Consider the following 20,259-nt stretch of genomic DNA (forward strand, 5'->3'; position numbering starts at 1 on the left):
TCTCAAGAGCTTTTTTACGCCCTCCTTCTGCTAGTCCTTTGGCTTTACCTTCTGCTAGACCGTTGGGTTTACCTTCTGCTAGACCTTTAGCTTTACCTTCTGCTAGGCCTTTAGCGTGACCTAAAGATTCTCCGGATTTCTTGGCCGAATTAAATACGCTCTCAGCATCACGCTTATGTTTTAAACTTGCTTCGTATGACATTAGCTCCTCCTCCGTTAGTTTACCTATCTCTCCTATCTCAAAGATAAGACCAAATATTCTTTTATCCAAAAATGTTGGCAATCTATCCATGGTACTCAAGTGTTTAAGTAAGTACAACCACTGATCCATAACTGTCTTTAGTTCTTCTGGCTGTTTATTAAATAATGGAAGCGAAATCATTTTATATCCCAATTTATCATAGAATATTTCTTTGGTCAATTTGTCACACAGCGCAACATCATAGAAATAAGGCCGCTCTGTGACACGAGATATACCGGTACTACCATTTCTATCCATGTGAAACTCCAAAATACCAATAAAGTAAACCTCCGGTAGGTAATAATCACTACCCTTCTTACCTCGCGCTAATTGTTTATTGATGAGACGTGAGGTATAGTACACTGCACGGTCCTTAAAAAATTCTTGAAAGAGCTGCTGCATCTCAATGATGAAAACCTCACCATCGCTGCCGATACAATGTAAATCAAATACAACACGACGCATTCCCTCATAATCACCATCATGTTCTACAGGCTTATATCTTAGATCCGAAATTATCTTCTCTCCCTGAAACAGACTATTGAGAAACTCAATCAGTAAGATTTTGTTGTCCTCCCTACCAAAGTAAAATTTCCAACCGAAATCGGTACGTGGATCTACATACCTACCCAAATGTTTTTTTGATCTAGCCATAATTTTTATTAATTGATTATCAGACAAATATATAACAATAAATTGATTATTGCTAACATATTTAGTAAAAAAACAAGTAAATTATATGGATAGTCAATCACATGAGCTGAAAAATTACAGACAGACTATTCTTTATCAAATTTTATGAGTTATTTAGTATGTAATAAATTAGCACAATAACCTAGTAAATAATATCGATTATGTATAAATTACTTTTAATCACTTTTCTTAGCGTTTGATAGTGAATTATATTAGACTAAAGTAGCCCTTTGCTAAGCGCTAATCTCCAGCAAAGCTGTTTAGGTTTTTTTCCAATCTCCATTATTATTTAGACGATCAGATATATGTTGATTTAGCATTAACTTTTTTTCTTATTTTTGAAATTATTGCAGATTTGCGAGGTGGAAAGTTAAAAATGAAGGAATTATTTCAAACGTTCAAACCAAAAAATCCTATAGTCAAAAAGTATGTTGATTATTACTATTTGGACATTAAACCAAATAATGTGATCAATAAATTCCTATGTTTCCCCCATTTTAATAATACAATTTCAATTTATAGATATCATGTGAGATTGGAAAATGGAGAAATAAAATTTGATGATAACGCAAACCCATTTCAGATTTTCACCCCTATTCGGCAAAAAGTACTTAATGTAAAACAATCTGGAACAGTTTACAGAATCGTCATTGTATTTCATCCTTTAGGTATCCAGCAATTTTACGAAAATTTAAATTTTGCAGATTATATAACAGATTACGAGTTTTTCAGTCCAGAAGAACTAAAAGAAATCTTTTCTACAACTCAAACAAAACATATTTCAGATTTTTTAGACAACGCTTTATTACATCGTTTTAAAAAATTTGAGAGCCCAATTTTAGAACAAGCAATTCAATATATTTTCAGTAATGACGAGAAAATATCTGTCACAGAACTTTCAACTTACATTGGAATCAGCAGACAACATTTAAACAGATTATTTCAATTTCATTTGGGAGTTTCCATAAAAAAATTTTACGAAATAGTTCTTTTTAGGCAGTCCGTCAACAAGAAACTTTTTGAGAACCCTGAAAGTAGCTTCACTGAAATTGCTTATGAGTTTAATTTCAGCGACCAATCTCATCTTAATAAAATCTATAAAAATCTGGTTGATAATTCACCTAGAAACTTTTTTAGCAAAGGAACTATTTTAGGAAAAGAAGATACTTTTTGGCATCTGGATCCTTAACGAGTAAAGTTCCATTTTTACAAGTTCGAGTAAAGTTCCATTTTTACAAGTTCGAGTAAAGTTCCATTTTTACAAGTTTCCGAAATAGTTTGTCTGTAGATTTGCCTGATTAAATTTTGATTTATGAGATATTGTATTGTTTTATTTTTAGTTCTGTTAAGTTTATTTGCCCAAGCACAGGAAAATTATTCAACTTTGATTCGAAAAGCGGTCGAAAACAAAAAAAAAGCAAAAGATTCAATTGCGTATCTGCATGCATTAGGATTATACGAGGATGCATTTGCGCGCTTTCCGGATAGTATAGATCAATTTAGCCGCTATAACGCTTCAATCTTAGCCTATAAATTGAATAATAAAGATAAAGCATTTACCTATTTATCTGCGCTGGCAAAGAAGGAAACCGACTGGAAAACTTATCCCGCTTGGAATTATATCATTAGAGATTATGCTTCGGAAGAATATAAAGATCTAATAGGTGACCCAAGATGGCAAATTTTGAAAAGTGATGCTATTAAAAATAAAGATCGTTTTTACATCCAATTAAAAGTAAAGGAAGATGAATTTTTCAGCATAGAGCCAACTAACCTAGATAAATTTCAGGATGAAAAATCTCTTTATGAGAAAATAAAAAACTTTAATCCCTACAAAGCGAAAAAGAATCAGGATTATTCTATTTCATTCAAAATAAACGATTCAACCAAAACTTCGTTTTTTATTCATTTACCAAAAAATTACAATCCTCATAAGAAGTATCCCCTGCTTTTCTTTCTTCATGGTGCAGTAAGAAGTAATGCGTTGATTGATTATCAGTTTGCAGATTGGAATTTAGGTGGTTGGAATAGATATTACACAAAATATGCAGAGCAAAATGATGTCATTTTAGTTTTTCCAAAAGGGAGCAGGCAATACAATTGGATGACATCAAATGAGGGCTTTTTTATGATTCCCGAAATGCTTGAAAGTATCAAGAAAGCAGTCAACGTTGATGACAATAAAGTTTTCATTTCGGGACATTCTAACGGAGGAACGGGGTCGTTTTCATATCTGATGAAACAACCTACACAATTTGCAGGTTTTTACGGATTTAACACTTATCCAAAAATATTTACGGGTGGTACTTTCGTTGAAAATATTAAAAACCGTTCATTTATCAATTTTTCAACAGATGAGGATTATTATTATCCACCAAACGCAAATGATGATTTAACAAAATTAATGAACGGAATAAATGCCGATTACAAAGATTATCGCTACAATGGATTTCCGCATTGGTTTCCACAATTTGACGAATCTGAACCAGCTTATCAGATTCTTTTTAACGACCTAAAACCCCGGAAGAGAAATCCTTTTTCGAAAGAAATATCTTGGGAATTTGATGATGAAAAATACGGAAATATTGATTGGTTTTCTGATATAAAACTAGATACCCTAAGCCGAAAATCAAATTGGCACAAAGAGTTAAATTTCAAAATCAACCAATGGTTGAAATACGACAAAAACGATAGCTTAGTTGTGCAGGAGGTTAATAAAAAAGCTTTTGATTTTCCAAGAAAATCAGGAAAAATAAAAGCTGAATATCAAAACAACATTTTCAGAATTAAAACTTCATCTATTAAATCATTTTCAATCAATATTTCGCCTGAAATGGTCAATCTGAAGAAGAAAGTAAAGGTTTACGTAAATGGTAAATTGTATTTCAATGGAAAAGTAAAGTACAATCGTGAATATATGTTGCAGAACTTTGAAAACAACCAAGACCGAGAACAAATTTGGATAAATCGTATTAACCTTAATATATCCTAAAATATGTACGCGTCCTTTTCATCAAAAGGTTGTTAAAAAGAATATATACAGCTCTTAATTTCAAGATGATGACGCATTGTTAAGGCTACGGTATGGGTTCGAAAGAAGAGTTGGTTACGCGGAAGAACAGTCGATTCGTTCGGCAGTTTTAACAAATTAAAAAAAAGGCCTCCTGAAATGCAGGTCTAAATCAATGCACAGCTTGGAGCGAATCTTGCGAGAGGAGCCAATATGGTAGGAACTAATCCTGGGACTGGAGTGAAGAACTGGGATACTAATTGTAAATAAATTCAGATGCGAAAGGAACAAATAACAGAGCAGTTAAAAGAGTATTATCCGGAGGGTGTTACCCTCGACGATATCATGGCTTATTCCGCTTCAGAAGCTTACAATAACCGGAAACAATGTATTGAATCAGCCTGGTCAGACCGCGGGCAATGGGAACAATTAAAAGAGTCCCTTACCGACCTGTCTGCTGAAATCTGGGACTATTCCTTCTTAGGGGGAAGCCCTTCATATCACTTTTCCTTCCCCCTTGAGCAGAATGAAGACATCTTATACTCTTTATTTGTTAGTGTTATTTTACCCTATTTTGCGATCAGGATAATGCGCCTCCCCGATCGGAAAAAATCATTTACCCCAGTATGCGATACTGATTTTCAGGTATTTGAAAAGCTGACAAAGAAAGTACAACATGTTTTCCCCGAGCATCTGATAATTAAAGACGATAGGTTGCTACAAACAAAGGTTGATATCTTCGAGGCAGATGGGGAAAATCCTCCATCAATACAGCACCTTTTATTCTCGACGATAGAAACATAGTTACAGCAGCACTATTCCGCAGTATTTAGGAAGCCTTAAGATCCTCCCAGACTCGAGGTTTTTTTATTCCTTTTATATCGTTTTTCATCGCATATCGTCCTTTATCCACTTTAATTCTCCACGTTTTATCAGGGCTATATATTTTTGCACCTGATCATCGGTCAATAAGCAATTGTCTTCAAGGTGGTAATTGAACTGCTTAGTGAAGGTGTAATATTGAATACTTCCTACATAAGCATTATTGAGATAAATATGCCAAAGGCTGTATTTCTTGGCCCGAACTTCCACTACCTGGCGTTTTCCATGAAGATAAAACAACTCAGGCACATCCGTATCAAAGCGAAGTATAAGAGCGTCAATGCACGCTTCCTTGATGTCATCGGCAAGTACACCGAATGCCAATTGCCACACTCCCTAAGATTTCCTGAAAACATAAAAAGCAAGACCATTTTTGTTGTAAAGATGATAATCTTTCATGCCCATGCTTTTATCATGCACGGTAATTTGAGCGTACATTACCCGATTTCGGGAATCCGTAGCCAATTTATTTATTCGGTAGCTTTAATGAGACAAACAAATTAAGCAATAAAAGCTCCTCTCGTTAACCACCAAAGGAGGCAATCTTAGCCAAATATGTTCATACGTATAAAGCTCACAAGATTGGACAGATTCCTATACCGGTCTATCAAGGATAGAAACTGACTGAAAACACTATCCGCCACTTTTTTATACGAATTATCTCATCGTTTTGGACGTTTCCTCTGTTCCAACTTTGCTTAGAAGATATTGAAATTAGACCTGATATTTTAGCTGATACAATGGTGATTACTGTTTTTATAGCAGAAGAACTTCCAATGGATATAACTGCCAACGGAAATGAATGGCTTTTGCGAGAATATAAAAAATCAGACAAATTAATAATTAAAGAATTAAACAATCCTGATTCAGGACTAAAACCATTTCCCCTAAAACCTTCAAAAATAGAAGAAGATTATCCTGTGTGGGATGGAGGTGGTTTAACAAGTGAAATGGAAGATGAAATATTAAAACTTGAAAATTCGGGAGTAATTGAAGGTTATTATGATACAGCTGACAATCAATATGGACACAAACTTGGAGGTTACCCAAGCTTTTGTCAACCGGGTGTTTATTTTGGTAACGACTTTGAATTTGTATTTCAAATTGCATCCGACGACAAAGCAAATTTGAATATAGTTGATAGCGGAACGATGTATTTTGCTAAAAATGCGAAAACAGAAGAATGGAATTTCTACTGTGCCTTTTATTAAAAAAACAGCAGATAACATCCATTTGGCAAAATCTAGTAACTTTATAAAAGCCCGCAATATTTTATTTTTGCAGCATTGACATTCGAGATATCGAATTCTTTGGTAACTGTACTCTATTTTTGGCTCGACTCCCCTGCACTAGCCATACAACGTGTAAAGAAAAGAGTAGAAAACGGAGGACACAATATTCCATCTGATGTGATAGAAAGACGTTATCATCGTGGTTTAGAAAATTTGTTTAACATTTATATTCCAATATGTGATCGCTGGTTGGTTTTTGATAACATGGATTTAATCCCCGGAATTATTGCTCAGGGTGATAAATTTGGAGAATTCGTTTCAAATAGCGAAATTTGGTCAACACTAAAATCGAAATACTATAATGAACGATAAGGTAAATATTGAAAATATTAATCTTGCTGAACGAATTCGTTTAGGAGTGCAAAAGGCTTTACGAAAACTAGCCGAAGAAAGTGCAGCAAAGGGTGAGAGTTTGGTGGTAAAAGTTGACGGAAAAATACAAGAAGTACCTGCAAAGGAACTACTTATGAATTTACCAAAATAGTTTCTTCTGTAAACTATTTAACTAGGCCCCCGGCTATACGCCAAAAAATCTTTAATTCCTTAACGCGTATATTTATTATCTGGAGTTTCTCTTCTGTCTCTTGATTAAAATAGCCTTACCACTGCATATAAATATCTGATATATCATACCGAGTGGCTTCATGCTTCACTGCTTTTAGATAGACCATCTATTCCTTGGCAAAAATTCCAGTCGGACTTTGACTTCGCCTGCATGTACCCCGAAATCTAAAGCGCTATTCCGTCCCTGTGGTAAATCGATAAAGTTTTCAATGCACCACCATGCTTCGTAATTTGGGGCTAGCGGTATCTCCATAAAAATTCCGATAGCCAGATTCCTCATTTAATGGCGCATCCACTAAATTATAACAAGTGACTTGGCAAAACAGCTCCACTTTCGTATCTTCGATACAGCTACGACAAGTCGCCGCGCCAGTTACCTACAAGCATAACACGACACATCAAGAAAACACAATTGCATTTATGACACCTACGGAAAAACTAACTTCCATTTCGACCGAACAATATATTTAAGAAGATGGCGACGAATATAAAGTAGAATTAAAAGAAGGTTTGACAAATCAACAAATTGACGAATTAGCCAAAGATTGCCAACAGGACAAATTCCGCCAGAGATAAGAGAATTACTAAAATTTGCTAGCGCCTTTGAATTTTTTGGAATTGAAGAAATCACATTTGACGGAGTAGGTCAATTCGGATTTGAAGAGTTTTTTAATAATTCAGTTCAACTAGCAGGAGATGGGCATACATGCTCAACACGTGTCCCTCAAGCTGTTCAGTGATAATTAATTGTCTGTTAGGTACTACTTTAGGCTCGAACCTTACCGATCTATCCCGGCCTGTCTCCAGCTCAAAAGTTCCGGTATTGAGACCTCGGACTGTCTTTTTTGTCTTGCCATTTCGACGATTGCTATTGCCCGAAGCTTTCTTTTCGTTCAAGTGGTTTTCCAGTTGCATACCCAATTTTCATATTTAGTTACATTAAACTCATGTGATATAAATTCATGAAACTTTGTTTATTGATACAAGTTTTTGATACAACATCTTTTAAAATTAATCATGCTAATTAAGGATATCGAATAATCTCAATAAACCTCCGTTTTAATGTCTGAGAGGTTACAAATATGTATTGCTTGACGATAGTTTAGGTTAGATCTTTTCCACATTTTTAACATACTAAACCAAGCCTATGTTAGAACGTTTAATCAACAACAATGGTAAGATAGCGAAGAATTTGATAAAGAATCTTGGGGTGAATTAAAAAGGGTCCATACAATAGCGTTATTTTAGGCATTTTGATGCAGGGATTCTAACATTCTATTACAGTAAGTTAAGATGGTTTTATTGATATCCCCAAAGGCTACGTTATAACGGTAGTTGATCTTTTTTCATAAGTTTTTGAACCAAATAAAAAATCCTAAAAAACTTAAATGAGCTACATTTGTTATAAAAATGTGTAATTTAAAAAAGATAAACATATATGAAAAAATTAGGATTATTAGTTCGACTAGAAGCAAAAGCTGGAAAAGAAAAAAACGTTGAAGAGTTTATTACAAGTGCGTTGCCACTTGCTAATGAAGAAGTCGGCACTATTACTTGGTATGCGTTTCGTATTGACTCTTCTACATTTGGCATTTATGACACATTTTCAGATGAAGAAGGCAGACAAGCACATCTTGGTGGTAAGATAGCAAAGGCGCTTATGGAAAATGCACCAGAATTGTTAGCTAATCCGCCATCTATTGAGAAATTGGACGTTTTAGCCGCTAAATAAACATACCATAATTATTCTAAAATGGAAGTCTGTCAAAGTTCTGTAAATGAATTTGGACAGGCTTCCTTTGTTTACAAAACAGGTTAATGTTCTATCTGCTGTGCTTAGTCTCAATATTTCTTTTCCCTAAAAAGTTTTGAAATCAGGTCCCTATCTGCTTGATTAATGTCTATTGCATCTGTAACCGTTTTTAATAATATATTTATCATAATAGCGACGTATTGGTTCTTTAAAGATCGTAAAAAATTTTATGCCAGGATCAGAAAGTCAAAGGGTGATCGGGATAGCTGGTGTCCTATAACTTAAAGGAAAGCTTGCCGAAGAAAATGCTGCAAAGGATGAGAGTTGATGGTAAAAATTGACAAAAAAACAATAAGCCCCTACAAAGGAGCCACTTATGAAGTGGCCAAAATAGTTCCTTTATTTCGACACTTATAACTTATTCTCAGATTTGGACTTATCTGGAAATTTTATTCGTTGAGGTCGGCCAGGGATCTCGATACGGAATCGGTAGAGATTATTCTCACCGCAGCTACTGGGATAACGCTTCGGTTTCAAAAACGAAACAGGACAATAAATACAGACGACTATTATTGCCGCTACAAATTCAGGCACAATAATACCAAGATAAAATCTATCATATATATCTAGTGGTCATTGATATCGAAATATCCAAAGAAGAAGAAAAATCAATTTTAGCTATTTAAAATATACGTTATATTTATTCGAATATAGCCCCGCTAAAGCAAATGACAGAAACAGAAAAATATCTTGCTGACTTTAAAACAGCTGTTACAAGCGTATATCCCATTTCGGATAAGGCATTTGATTTATTGGCTGAAACGGCCTACATTCAGCAGTTTAAGAAAAATGAAGTTTTACTTAGGGAAGGGCGTGTCGCCAATGACATTTTCTTTGTCTGTAAAGGAGCCTTAAACTCTTATTTTATTGATGAAAAAGGAGCTATCTGGAATAAATGGATTTATTTGGAGAGGGATTTTGCGAGCACAAGATTTTCGGCAATCATAAAAACGCCCAACGATTTTAAACTGCAAGCTATTGAAAACACTACTGTGGTATGTATGCCTTATTATCAAACAAGAGCAGCTATCAATCAAAATGATGAACTAAAAAACCTTTACATTGCCTATTTGGAGAAAAAATGGATCGTCATTAATGAAGAAAGAGAAATTTCTTTACTGACCGAAAGTGCAACCACAAGATATCTCAAATTGCTGGCGGCACATCCGGGAATTGACAGCAGAATTCCACTACAATATATTGCTTCGCACCTGAGCATTACCCCAACACAGTTGAGCCGAATACGTAAAGGGCTAACCAAATAAAAAAATCATTACGCTCAACCTATATAGAGTGCGTTTTCGAAATCACACTTTATTTTTGCTTATTATCAAACAATAATAAAGGATACTATTAAACTCTTTGAAATAGAACGCATCGTACTATTAATTGAAGTTTGGAATAGGAGACCGTAATAATTAACAATTGAAATTAAATTATGCAAACAATTTCCAAAACACTAAAAATATTTCTAACCGCACTTATTCTTTCCAATATCGTACTGATGGCTTGTGTGGTCTACTTTTTTCTGAACAACAAGCACAGTTTAAGTGCTGAAAGAATAGATATCAAGGACAGATCTGGAAATAATCGTGTCGTTATTGCAAACACAGATAACATTCCGCAACCTATTATCAAAGGGAAAACATATAAAAGGGCTTACGCTCCCGCGGGCCTGATTTTCTATGATAAAAATGGAGACGAAAGAGGTGGTTTGGCAATTACCGATAATGAAGAGACTAACCTGAATGCACTTGCATTTGATTATCAGAATGCCGATGCCATTGGTATCCTGGCACAGGATAATAAACACGACAATTATTTCAGGGCTGGTCTATTGATTAATGATAAAGATCTATCCGGTAAGCCGGGGCATAATATTAACCGGATAAACCTACTAACAGAGAATGGGAACGCTTCTTTGGTGATGAAAGATAACAATGAGATACCGAGAATTATTTTAAAGGTGGACAGTCTGGGTAACCCTTCTATCGAAATGTTGGACGATAAGGGAAAAGTGAAATGGAAACAATAAGCTATAATCGAGAACTGTGCTGTCATTGATAAAATCACTATCTCCGCTTAAGCGATCGAAGCATAAACCGAAAAACGAAAAAGCAACCTATATCAGTAATCTCATTCGACAGCAGTTTGATATTGTATCGCATGGAACCCTAACAGATTTATCCGTTTGGATGGACACGGACAAGACCAGTAAAGATCATTGCTAATTTGTAAAAAAAAGCTTACTCGTCGCCCCGCTGTCCGTAAATGGTTGGATCGGGGTACTTATATGGATGATGTAGCACCATTTGATCAATTATGTTTAAATTCACGTTACAATGATAACTTGCTACGGCCCATGATCAATATACTCTATACCTTTCATGCTTTTTCAGCGGGTGCATTTCTGTTGCTCGGCACCTTAATCGTTATGGGTGTCAACCACAGTTGTTCCCACGCAGACCGGTGGCTTGGGACTTGGTATTATTTGATGGCATGCTTATTTACCCAGCTTTTTCTGGAAGGTTTTCATATCGAGAGCAATGGATTGATCCATACGCTGGAACTCCCGCGATGGGCAACACTCCCCTGCTTCTATCTGGCCGTTCACTACATGGTCAAACCAACAGCAACAATTCGGTATTGGGGACTACATTTTGTTCCATTCCTCGCTTTCGTTTTCTTCTCGATCATCTATTTAATACCCGGACTTTTTAATAAACACATCCATCCTCCTCAATTACCGCAATGGATCATCTTTGCTATCAAATATTTCTTTTTTGCACAATGTATCTTTTATTGGATTGCCTGTTATAGGCTCTTCAAAATACACCAGAAAAACATTCGCCAACTATCTTCCTATACGGAAAAGATAAACATGGCCTGGTTGAAGTATCTATTGATCGCGCTCTTATTGATGATTGTTGCCCGCCTGCTGGCTATGGTATATATAGTTTTTAGTGCTGTCGCCCCAATTTTATATTTTATGGGCACTGTGGCACTTGCCTACGCAACGTTAACACAACGGTCAATTTACACAATTGAGTCTACAGAAAACCTCATCAACGAAGCGGAGCATAAAAAGGTTAAAGCCGAAGAGCGGCTGACAGCAAAACAAGTAGACGCATTAAAAGAAAAACTAGTACAGAAAACAGCAGCTGAAAAGCTATATCTCGACCCGGCTTTGATACTATCATCCCTCGCGGAGCATATCGGAATCAATCCGCATGATCTGTCGTACATCATAAACAATGGGCTGGAAAAAAATTTTTACCAGTTTATCAACGGGCTTCGAACGGAGGAAGCGAAAATACTTTTATTATCCGAAGAGGCCAAGCTACTTGATATGTTTGGAATCGCAATAAGGGCAGGTTTCAATTCAAGAACAACCTTTTATGCCAGCTTCAAAAAAGCAACAGGCATTACGCCGACAGAATATATGAAAGTCAATAGTAAACAATCAAACTAACCCGACGCAATGAAGTTTGTTCGATTGCATCCATTCGGACGGTTAGCCTATCAAAAAGACCTACTCTTGTATCAAATCAACAAAAGAAATTATGATACAATACACCAAACCAAGCGGGTACTCGAGAGCGATCCGCCAATTTTCCAAAGCAACATATGGTCTTCTGGTGGGAGCATGTTGTCTTTTTGCTTCGATTGATACATTTGCCCAGTCCGCCTCTAAAGATAGCCCCCAGCAACAACAGTTGGTTCCGCTAAAATCATTTCAAGGTTACTACCAGCTACCCAATAAAGTAGCTTTCATTGCTTTCGAGGAGCAAGATAACAACCTGTATGCGACACAGCTGTGGGATCAGAAAAAAAGATATCAGCTGGTCCGTAAAGATGATACGCATTTTGAATCCAAAAATGAAGGCTACGCCATAGAATTTTTAAAGGATGATTCCGGCGATTTTAGCCAAACCAAGATACTGGGTAGGATTTTATGTGAGCGCGTGCCATTTGACCCCACTAAAATCGCGAGTTTAACCGCATCTCAACTGAAACAACTTGCCGGAACTTACCTCAAGGTAAATGATAACAACTTTAAGATTCAAATAGATCCCTCCTCAACAGGCCTAACGCTTACGCAATCGTGGGATAACAAAACAATTTCATTTACCCCACGATCGGAATTTTTCTTTCTAAATGATGATGGTACCTTCCCATTGACATTTTCTGTTGCCAATGGAAAGGTGGAGCAAATGCAGTGTTTCGAAAATGATGTCTGGCTAAAGACGGACCAATAATCCTATTCAAGAAAAATAATATGAACAGATCTATTGTCTGCTTATTCCTTCTGCTAATAGGTACCTTTGGGTTAAGTGCCCAACAGGTGGCGGATGAAAAGTTTCATTATCCCATCACCGATCCGCTGGTGCGGATCGGTGATGGACCGCTACTCCTATTTGACGAGGCACACAACAATCCGGTTACTTTGAGAGGAGCCTACGCTCCTTTTTCAGATCTTCTGCAAGCTGATGGATATCGCCTCCGAAGTGCCAAAGAAAAAATCTCTTACGATCAATTAAAGGAAGTGAAAATTTATATCAGCATAAATGCCTTATATAATCCAGAAAACTGGAAATTACCCACCTATTCAGCCTTTACCGATCAGGAGATAGAAACACTCAGTCAATGGGTATTTGATGGCGGAAGCCTATTTCTAGTGACCGACCACATGCCTTGTGCCGGATCTGTACAAACGCTTGGTGCGGCATTTGGGATTCATATCGTGAACGGTTTTGCCTTACCTAAGAATGGACGTCCCGAGATCTTTTCAAAGGATAGAGGCACACTGTTATCCAATGAAATAACCACTGGATCAGGTAAGGAAATAGACAGTATCATGTGCTGGGGTGGAACAGGCTTTATCATACCAACGAAGGCACATATTATTTCTTTATTAAATGAAGAATATGACATCTACCTACCCAATGATGCGAATCAGATAAAAAGACCTATTCCAGACAATATTCCCCGATTGTCGGGCAAAGGGTTTGCAAACGGCGCTTACCTGCAATTTGGGAAAGGGAGAATTGTGGTATTCGGAGATGGTGCTCCTTTTTCGGCACAACTCCATGGCATCAAAAGTGAAAAACGAGGAATGAACCATCCTGCCGCAACACAGAATGCGCAATTTTTGCTCAATATAATTCATTGGCTTGACCAATGACCTGATTTGGCTAGTCTAATGCTGATTCCTCTAGAAATAAATTTGTCATATAATTGATATACGATAGTCGAGTGGACTAATTCTTGTTTTCTTTTTAAACAGTCTGGTTAATGACTGAGGTTGATCAAATTGCATTTTTTTAGCGATTTCAGCTACTGATAAATCAGTTTCAGCAAGTAATTCCTTTGCTATTTTAACAATAAAATTGTCAATATGATACTGTGCTGTATTTTTAGAAGTTTTTAAAGAAACATCATTGAGAAATCGTGTTGTACAATTTAGTTTCTTGGACAATAATGTTAAACTAGGAAGTAAAAACAAGCATTTTCTTTTGTTATCAAAAAGAGTGTGCAGCTCGCTCATGAAATCTTTTTGTAACGCGCTAAACTCATTCAGCTTATCTTCCATTAACTGTTGATAAAACCTTTGCATATGTTGTAAAAGCAAATCAAGATAAGAAATAAGTATTTTAGACTGCGTTTCACTCATGGGCATCTTAGTCTCGAGGTCTATCAGTTCAAAGATATTTTTTATAAGTCTATAATCGTTATTCGATAAGATCATCGATTCCTGAATGGAGTATTCTAGAAACCCAAATTCTTTCAATTTATTTCGCAGACTATATCCTGTAAATAGATCTGAACGGAATGCAAAATAAGCCCCTTCTTTAAAATATCCTCTTAGTTCTTGAACCGGAAAATACTGGCTGCTGAAAAATAATAAGATATGTTGTCCACGATGATCCTTAGTTGAACATCCAAACACAATCAAGAAATATTTATCATCAATCCATCTTTTGGCAGAATCAAAAAATTGCTCCTCATTTCTAAAATTGTCAAAATAATAACTGAAGCTTGCACTGAAAGCATTTTGAAATTCATTATTATTACCTGTATTTATCATATTTTATTTTTTCTTCGAGACTTTGCGCGTTATTTTTTTATTGAATTATTCCCTCAAGAAAAACCCTCTTTAAAACAATATTGTTTGTAAAATAGAGGGATTTCCTAAAGGATACATCTAGCAGCTTCGTTTTCAACGTTATTTCTAACTCTTTTTTTCTTAGATGGCTTAAAAAACACGTTTAGCACCTGAGACTAGCCGTTACTTCTTTTCAGGAACAATTGCTTTACCCGATTTTTCGAGCTCTTTCACAAAATCCCGCCCCCAGTAATGGATATCGTAGTGCTCAATATGCTCGTACAGCCGGCGCGCCCTGACCTGAGCCTCTCCGGGTTCCATGACCAAGGCTTTCAACAGTGCATCTTTCATGCTCTTACGGTCGTAGGGATTGGTCAATATGGCATAAGGCAATTCGACCGAGGCACCTGCAAATTCTGAGAGCACAAGAATCCCGGGAGTCTCCAATAACCCATGGGTCGCAATGTATTCCTTTGCGACTAGATTCAGTCCGTCCCGCAGAGGCGTGATCCAGGCAATATCACTCAGCGCATAGTGTTTGACCACTTCCTCAAAAGGTAAGGCCCTGTAAAAATATTGGATCGGGGTCCAGTTCATCGTTGCATATTTACCGTTGATCTCACCCACGGCCTGATTCACCTGATCCCGGATTTCGTCATAGATAGTCATCCCCTGTGATGGCGGCGTACAGACATTGACCAGTTCGATCTTGCCCCTAAATTCTGGGTATTCGGCTAGAAATTCACCAAAAGCCTGGATTTTTTCCAAGGGGCCTTTGACGTAATCCAGACGCTCGATGGATATGATACGCGTTATTCCGGATCCGGCTTTGTTTTCTTTGAGGGCATTGATCTCAGTCTTGACCTTATCATCCGTCAAAATCTGTTCGATATGGTCCCTGTTCACCCCCACCGGCTGTGCGCCAAGCCTAATCTGCCGGCCATCCACCTCTATGATCTTGGTCATCTGATCGACGCCGAGTGCACAGCTATAGGTCAGGAACTGATTGGCGACATCAACTTTTTTGACCACTTTAAATGGTGTATGGCTGCGGATCACATCCACAAAATTCTCGACGTAACGAGGGATATGAAAACTGATAAAATCACAGAGCAGCAGGCTGCCGATGATCTCTTTGCGCCAGGGAATAATATTGAAAATATCTGCTGCCGGAAAAGCCGTATGATGAAAAAAGCCAATTTTCAGATCCGGGCGCATGGTCTTTAAAAAAGAAGGCACCATCCACAGATTATACTCATGGATCCAGACCAGCGCCTCCTCGTCGGCCTCGCGGGCAATCCGCTCGGCAAAGCGCTTGTTGATCATCAGGTAATGTTCCCAGTCCTCGTGGTTGAATTTTGCCCGGTCAACAAAGGAAAAGATCGTCGGCCAGAACGCCTCTTTGGAGAATACACGATAGAACTTATCGATATCCTCTTTAGACAGCGATAGGGTGGAAGCGACCAGATTAGGATATCGGCTTTCGTCCACCAACTGATTTGGAACCGGCTTTCCGTCCTGCTGGATGACTTCCTCCCCGATCCAAAGACCGGAGCGTCCCTTTTCAAATAAGCCCAGCAGCGAAGGAATGATGCCGTTCGGGCTTCTGGGCGGTACCCTTACCGTCTTACCGTTTACCGACTCCTTTTCAAAAGGCAGCCGATGGTACACCATCACCAGCTGGTCTGATTTTTTGGATTTTCTTTTTTGAGGCAACGATTTTTGTTCCCCGCGGATCAGCTGCTGAAACGGGCGGTATTTACCCATGTACTCCAGTATACCGCCCGCTCCAGCGGCCTCTGCACTGTACGCTGTATCCAACTGATCAATGGCCTGCAGCAGCCCCGGCTCAGATTTTCCGACAGCAACACCACGAAAGCCGATCTCAAACAAGGCCAGATCATTCAGCGTATCGCCAGCTACCATCACATCATCTGGGTCAACGGCCAGAAATTCAACCAGCTTCTTTAATGTCGTCCCCTTATTGACCCCTCTGGGGAGCAAGTCCAGGTATTTATCGGCCGAAGTAATAATATCACAGTCATACCTGTCAGCCACCTGCTGCACCAGACTATGGTCCACACCGGCTTCATAATAAAATGAACTGCGGCGCTGCTGCGGCACATGTTGATAATTCAACTGCGGTATTTCCTCCAGCGCTGCCCGGATGGCATAAGTCTGCGGCCATTTTTCCTCAATCTCACTCTGCAGCGGCTCAATCGCTTCCAGGCTATGGCCGTTAACGACCGTTGCGCCCACATCCGCAATAATGAAATCTGGCACCGGAATAAGCGGGTCGCTCAGCAGCGGCAATACCGACTCCAGCCCTCTTCCGGTAACAAAGACCAGCTGCATATTCGGGCTAGTTTTTATCAATCTATATAATCTGAGGCGGTCTTCCATCTTTCCGCCCAAAAAAGTTCCATCTAAATCTGTTGCTAATAGCATATTATTTTATATTCCTTTCTAAAAGTTTAAATTCATCAATTGCGGCCATATGGTTGTATAGCACACGATATGTTGTCTGTAAGAGGGGCAAATTGAGCCCGAGGCTCGAGACCGTCGCCATCAGCCCCCGGGTTGCAAAATATCCTTCAGCGACCATGCCCATGAGTTGACGGGCTTCGAACACCGAATATCCCTGGCCAAGGTATTTACCGAAAGTCCGGTTACGGCTATGCGCGGAGTAACCCGTCACCAATAGGTCGCCCAAATAGGTGGAGCTCCCCAGCCGGACATCGGGCGCACCAAGGGAATGCAGCAACAGCCCCAGTTCGTCAATCGCATTGGCCACAAGCACCGCCATAAAGTTGTCACCGTAATGCAGTCCTTCGGCCATGCCACAGACGATGCCGACGACATTTTTGTAAATAGCGGCGTACTCCACGCCCATCATGTCGGGGCTATAGTTTACCTGCATATAGCTTGAAGCGAAGCCCTTGGAAATCTTACGGATAAAGGATTCGTTGGGACCGCACAAGGTCATATACGTTTTCTTGCTCCGTGCGATTTCTTCGGCATGGCATGGTCCCGCAATGATTGCCTGCTGAAAATCTTTCAATTCAAAATACCTAGCGAGATAAGCACTGGGGAGCAGGTTGTCCGGGCCGACGGTTCCTTTAATAGCGGTGATCACAAACTTTTCGGCAAGGTCCTCTTTGGGGATTGCGGCGCAAACTTTGTCCAAATGCGCACTGGGCACGACGAAAAGGATTACTTTCGATCGGGCCACGATCTCGTCCAGCTGATCGGACGCATAAATTTTTGTATTGTCAAGTTTTAAAAACGATAGGTAGTCAGGGTTAACAGCATCCCGGTTTATCGAGCGCACCTGCTCTGAACGCCGCAAGTACCAGTTGGTATGAATGCTATTTTCTGTCAAAATTTTAACCAGGGCTGTGGCCCAACTCCCACCACCTATCACACTAATCTCATTCAAATCGTTGGGGGTTTTAAAGACGCGAAACAGAAGAAATTTCGCCGTCGGGTTATCTATTAATTTACTAATATACGTAAAAATTAATCAATAAGCAAACTTTACACATAAAAACAGCGTTAAAGGGGTATTTTCCACGCTAAAATCCGTGTTTATATTTCTTCGTAAATTTGTTCGTTCATATGAAAAATTTAAACATGCTTAACTTCAATGAACAATCACCAAGTTCAATTTATCAGTACATTTTTAATTTCTTTGCCAAATTGGATTTACCCGAGCAGCAGGCACATATTGTTACGGCCGCCGGATTACTTTTTGCTTTTGCGGTGATTCTCTATGCGCTCGATTATATCATGCGCAAAGTATTTTATTCCGCATTGAACCGGATTGCCCAGCGAACCTCGACCAAATGGGATGATTATCTGTTGGAAAACAAGGTGCATGTACGCGTGAGCCGCACCCTGCTCGTGCTGCTTACACGGCAGCTGCTACCAGTGATCTTCGTTGGTTTTCCGGTGCTTACAGCCGCTATTATCAAGTTTCTGGATATCGTGGTATTGTTCACCATCTACTATCTGGCCAATAGCTTGTTAAAAACCTGCCGCGATATTTTTCGTGGTACAAATGTGTTTAAGGACAAACCCATCGACAGCTACCTGCAAGTGGTACAGATCTTTTTAATATTTGTGATCGGTACACTGGTCGTTTCCCTGCTGACCGGCAATTCGCCCTGGTCTTTTCTGGTTTCGCTAGGGGCGGCATCCGCCATCCTCATGCTCGTATTTAAGGATACAATCCTGGGCTTTGTGGCCAGTATTCAGGTGTCGGCAAATGACTCGGTCCGCGTAGGAGACTGGATAGAAATGCCTAAATACGGTGTAGACGGCGACGTGCTGCAGATTAACCTCAACAATGTGAAGATACAAAATTGGGATAAGACCATTGTCACCATTCCGACCTATACCCTACTGAGCGATTCATTTAAAAACTATCGTGGGATGCAGGAGACCGGTGGCCGTCGGATAAAACGGGCATTGAACATTAAAATGTCTTCGGTACGCTACCTCAGTGAGGAGGAAGTCACGGCATTGAAAACGATCCGGCTGCTAGCTCCCTATATCGAAAAAAGAGAGCGCGAGATTGCCGAGTACAATAAAACCTGGCATACAAACAGCTCCTCGCCCGTCAATGGTCGCAGGATGACCAATATCGGCCTGTTTAGGGCCTATGTACTCGCCTATGCCAAACATAATCCCAATATCCATCAGGAACTTACTTTATTGGTCCGTCAGCTAGCCCCCAGTGAATACGGTATTCCGCTGGAGCTCTACATGTTTACTAAGGGAACACAATGGGCCTATTTCGAAGATACGATGGCCGATATATTTGATCATCTACTGGCTGCAATTAAGCACTTTCACCTGCAGATATTTGAATTGCCAGCATCTGATGACCTGAGGCTGCTAGGCGCAATGGAGCGCCGCTCCTAACAGCAGCGCCTCTGTTGCGATCTAGGTTTGCCCAGTGGTTTCAATCTTATTGCCGCTGGGTAACTACAATCATTAACTGCGGAAAACAAAACATCAAAATATATCCTCAATTGCTCTTCCGAAAGTACAGGAATTTCTTCATATACCAATGTGATTCCTTTTTTACTAATCCAGCTAAAATCTCTTAGACAATCAAATACAGCACTCCAATTTTCCCCAAAATAATCTGGAAAAGTAAGAATATTGCTCAACTTTCTAAATAATTCATTTTCACCTTCTACTTTGGGCAGATATGCAACGTACTCAACTTCGTTGAAGTAGGCAATCGGATATTCTAAAAATTTAATTTTCTTCATTTTATCAATTAATCAAGTTAATCCTACATTACAAAAAATAGGATTTCTTACTAACAGAGTATTATGACCATTACCGCCGGCTCCTTTTGGCACATTTAAAATTGCTACAAATGTTCCACCTTTAAATTGTCTTTGAAATGGCGTTCTGCCCCCTTCACTTTGTTGATGTTAAGCTACGTATTTTCGTAAGTATAAGAAAAGCCGTCATCCCCTTCTGCATTCCGGTATCTCCCTACTCAACAGCTAGAAATAATTTTTTTTAAAACCAAACAGGATTCAATATTGTATTAATAGTACTTTTCAGAAATAGGTAGTAATTATGAAGTCTTGAGATCCTCCCAGACTCAAGGTTTTTTATTCCTTTTATATCCTTTTT

Annotated in this window: 19 protein-coding genes and 1 pseudogene; 13 read left to right on the top strand and 7 right to left on the bottom strand. The window is 38.8% G+C overall.

The genetic code is table 11. The features are described 5' to 3' along the window. Window positions 1–895 (bottom strand): Rpn family recombination-promoting nuclease/putative transposase (locus B3H30_RS13565; protein WP_286834470.1); only part of this gene is annotated, 895 nt, incomplete at its 3' end. A 415-nt stretch (window positions 896–1,310) separates the two neighbouring features. Between B3H30_RS13565 and B3H30_RS13570 the strand changes: the two genes are divergently transcribed. From B3H30_RS13570 to B3H30_RS13580, 3 genes are all read left to right on the top strand, one after another. After that, window positions 1,311–2,123 carry a helix-turn-helix domain-containing protein gene (locus B3H30_RS13570; RefSeq protein ID WP_070565939.1) on the top strand — a complete coding sequence of 271 codons (813 nt, stop codon included), beginning with the start codon at window positions 1,311–1,313 and terminating at the stop codon, window positions 2,121–2,123. Between the two features lie 123 nt (window positions 2,124–2,246). After that, a complete protein-coding gene (locus tag B3H30_RS13575; RefSeq protein WP_070565941.1) occupies window positions 2,247–3,926 on the top strand; it encodes an alpha/beta hydrolase-fold protein in 1,680 nt (559 codons plus the stop codon). A gap of 294 nt (window positions 3,927–4,220) precedes the next feature. Further along, window positions 4,221–4,748 (top strand): hypothetical protein, encoded by a 528-nt coding sequence (locus B3H30_RS13580; RefSeq protein ID WP_112376275.1) that lies wholly within the window; start codon window positions 4,221–4,223, stop codon window positions 4,746–4,748. Between the two features lie 84 nt (window positions 4,749–4,832). Here the strand turns inward: B3H30_RS13580 and B3H30_RS13585 are convergent, their stop codons facing one another. Next, entirely contained in the window at window positions 4,833–5,159 is a 327-nt protein-coding gene (locus tag B3H30_RS13585) for a hypothetical protein (RefSeq protein WP_159333012.1), read from the bottom strand. A gap of 407 nt (window positions 5,160–5,566) precedes the next feature. Between B3H30_RS13585 and B3H30_RS13590 the strand changes: the two genes are divergently transcribed. From B3H30_RS13590 to B3H30_RS13600, 3 genes are all read left to right on the top strand, one after another. Next, on the top strand, window positions 5,567–6,037 hold the full coding sequence (locus B3H30_RS13590; RefSeq protein WP_070568840.1) for a DUF1963 domain-containing protein: 471 nt from the start codon (window positions 5,567–5,569) through the stop codon (window positions 6,035–6,037). Between the two features lie 75 nt (window positions 6,038–6,112). Further along, entirely contained in the window at window positions 6,113–6,430 is a 318-nt protein-coding gene (locus B3H30_RS13595; RefSeq protein WP_070568843.1) for a hypothetical protein, read from the top strand. Further along, on the top strand, window positions 6,420–6,602 hold the full coding sequence (locus B3H30_RS13600; protein ID WP_028069684.1) for a hypothetical protein: 183 nt from the start codon (window positions 6,420–6,422) through the stop codon (window positions 6,600–6,602). Before B3H30_RS13595 ends, B3H30_RS13600 begins: the two co-directional genes overlap by 11 nt. Before the next feature lie 779 nt (window positions 6,603–7,381). On the opposite strand, the pseudogene B3H30_RS13605 reads toward B3H30_RS13600, so the two are convergent. Further along, window positions 7,382–7,594 (bottom strand): annotated as a pseudogene (locus B3H30_RS13605) (transposase); the annotation flags it as partial. Window positions 7,595–8,120: 526 nt separating this feature from the next. On the opposite strand from B3H30_RS13605, the gene B3H30_RS13610 reads away from it, so the two are divergent. The 6 genes from B3H30_RS13610 (at window position 8,121) to B3H30_RS13635 (ending at window position 13,680) form a co-directional block, all read left to right on the top strand. Next, a complete protein-coding gene (locus B3H30_RS13610) occupies window positions 8,121–8,414 on the top strand; it encodes a putative quinol monooxygenase (protein ID WP_070566204.1) in 294 nt (97 codons plus the stop codon). A gap of 749 nt (window positions 8,415–9,163) precedes the next feature. Continuing rightward, window positions 9,164–9,760: a Crp/Fnr family transcriptional regulator gene (locus B3H30_RS13615; protein WP_070565712.1), complete on the top strand. Its 597-nt coding sequence runs from the start codon at window positions 9,164–9,166 to the stop codon at window positions 9,758–9,760. 173 nt (window positions 9,761–9,933) lie between these two features. Continuing rightward, window positions 9,934–10,530, top strand: coding sequence for a hypothetical protein (locus B3H30_RS13620; protein WP_070565714.1), 597 nt, complete (start codon window positions 9,934–9,936; stop codon window positions 10,528–10,530). 189 nt (window positions 10,531–10,719) lie between these two features. After that, complete coding sequence (locus tag B3H30_RS13625; protein WP_070565716.1) at window positions 10,720–11,967, top strand: helix-turn-helix domain-containing protein; 1,248 nt, start codon at window positions 10,720–10,722, stop codon at window positions 11,965–11,967. Between the two features lie 91 nt (window positions 11,968–12,058). After that, window positions 12,059–12,754 carry a hypothetical protein gene (locus B3H30_RS13630; protein WP_070565717.1) on the top strand — a complete coding sequence of 232 codons (696 nt, stop codon included), beginning with the start codon at window positions 12,059–12,061 and terminating at the stop codon, window positions 12,752–12,754. A 20-nt stretch (window positions 12,755–12,774) separates the two neighbouring features. Beyond that, a complete protein-coding gene (locus tag B3H30_RS13635; RefSeq protein ID WP_139144976.1) occupies window positions 12,775–13,680 on the top strand; it encodes a hypothetical protein in 906 nt (301 codons plus the stop codon). A 45-nt stretch (window positions 13,681–13,725) separates the two neighbouring features. On the opposite strand, the gene B3H30_RS13640 is transcribed toward B3H30_RS13635, so the two are convergent. From B3H30_RS13640 to B3H30_RS13650, 3 genes are all read right to left on the bottom strand, one after another. After that, the gene (locus B3H30_RS13640) at window positions 13,726–14,583 is read right to left on the bottom strand and encodes a helix-turn-helix domain-containing protein (RefSeq protein ID WP_070565720.1); all 858 of its coding nucleotides are present in this window, start codon (window positions 14,581–14,583) and stop codon (window positions 13,726–13,728) included. A gap of 201 nt (window positions 14,584–14,784) precedes the next feature. Further along, entirely contained in the window at window positions 14,785–17,049 is a 2,265-nt protein-coding gene (ggpS, locus tag B3H30_RS13645) for a glucosylglycerol-phosphate synthase (protein ID WP_286779209.1), read from the bottom strand. 1 nt (window position 17,050) lies between these two features. After that, window positions 17,051–18,040: an NAD(P)H-dependent glycerol-3-phosphate dehydrogenase gene (locus B3H30_RS13650; protein ID WP_083295914.1), complete on the bottom strand. Its 990-nt coding sequence runs from the start codon at window positions 18,038–18,040 to the stop codon at window positions 17,051–17,053. 179 nt (window positions 18,041–18,219) lie between these two features. On the opposite strand from B3H30_RS13650, the gene B3H30_RS13655 reads away from it, so the two are divergent. Then, window positions 18,220–19,527: a mechanosensitive ion channel family protein gene (locus B3H30_RS13655; protein WP_070565726.1), complete on the top strand. Its 1,308-nt coding sequence runs from the start codon at window positions 18,220–18,222 to the stop codon at window positions 19,525–19,527. On the opposite strand, the gene B3H30_RS13660 is transcribed toward B3H30_RS13655, so the two are convergent. Beyond that, complete coding sequence (locus tag B3H30_RS13660) at window positions 19,524–19,883, bottom strand: barstar family protein (RefSeq protein WP_070565728.1); 360 nt, start codon at window positions 19,881–19,883, stop codon at window positions 19,524–19,526. The two genes, B3H30_RS13655 and B3H30_RS13660, sit on opposite strands and share 4 nt — an antisense overlap. Window positions 19,884–20,259: the final 376 nt, after the last annotated feature.

Source organism: Sphingobacterium sp. UBA7038 (assembly GCF_002494055.1).
GTDB classification, from domain to species: Bacteria; Bacteroidota; Bacteroidia; order Sphingobacteriales; family Sphingobacteriaceae; genus Sphingobacterium; species Sphingobacterium multivorum.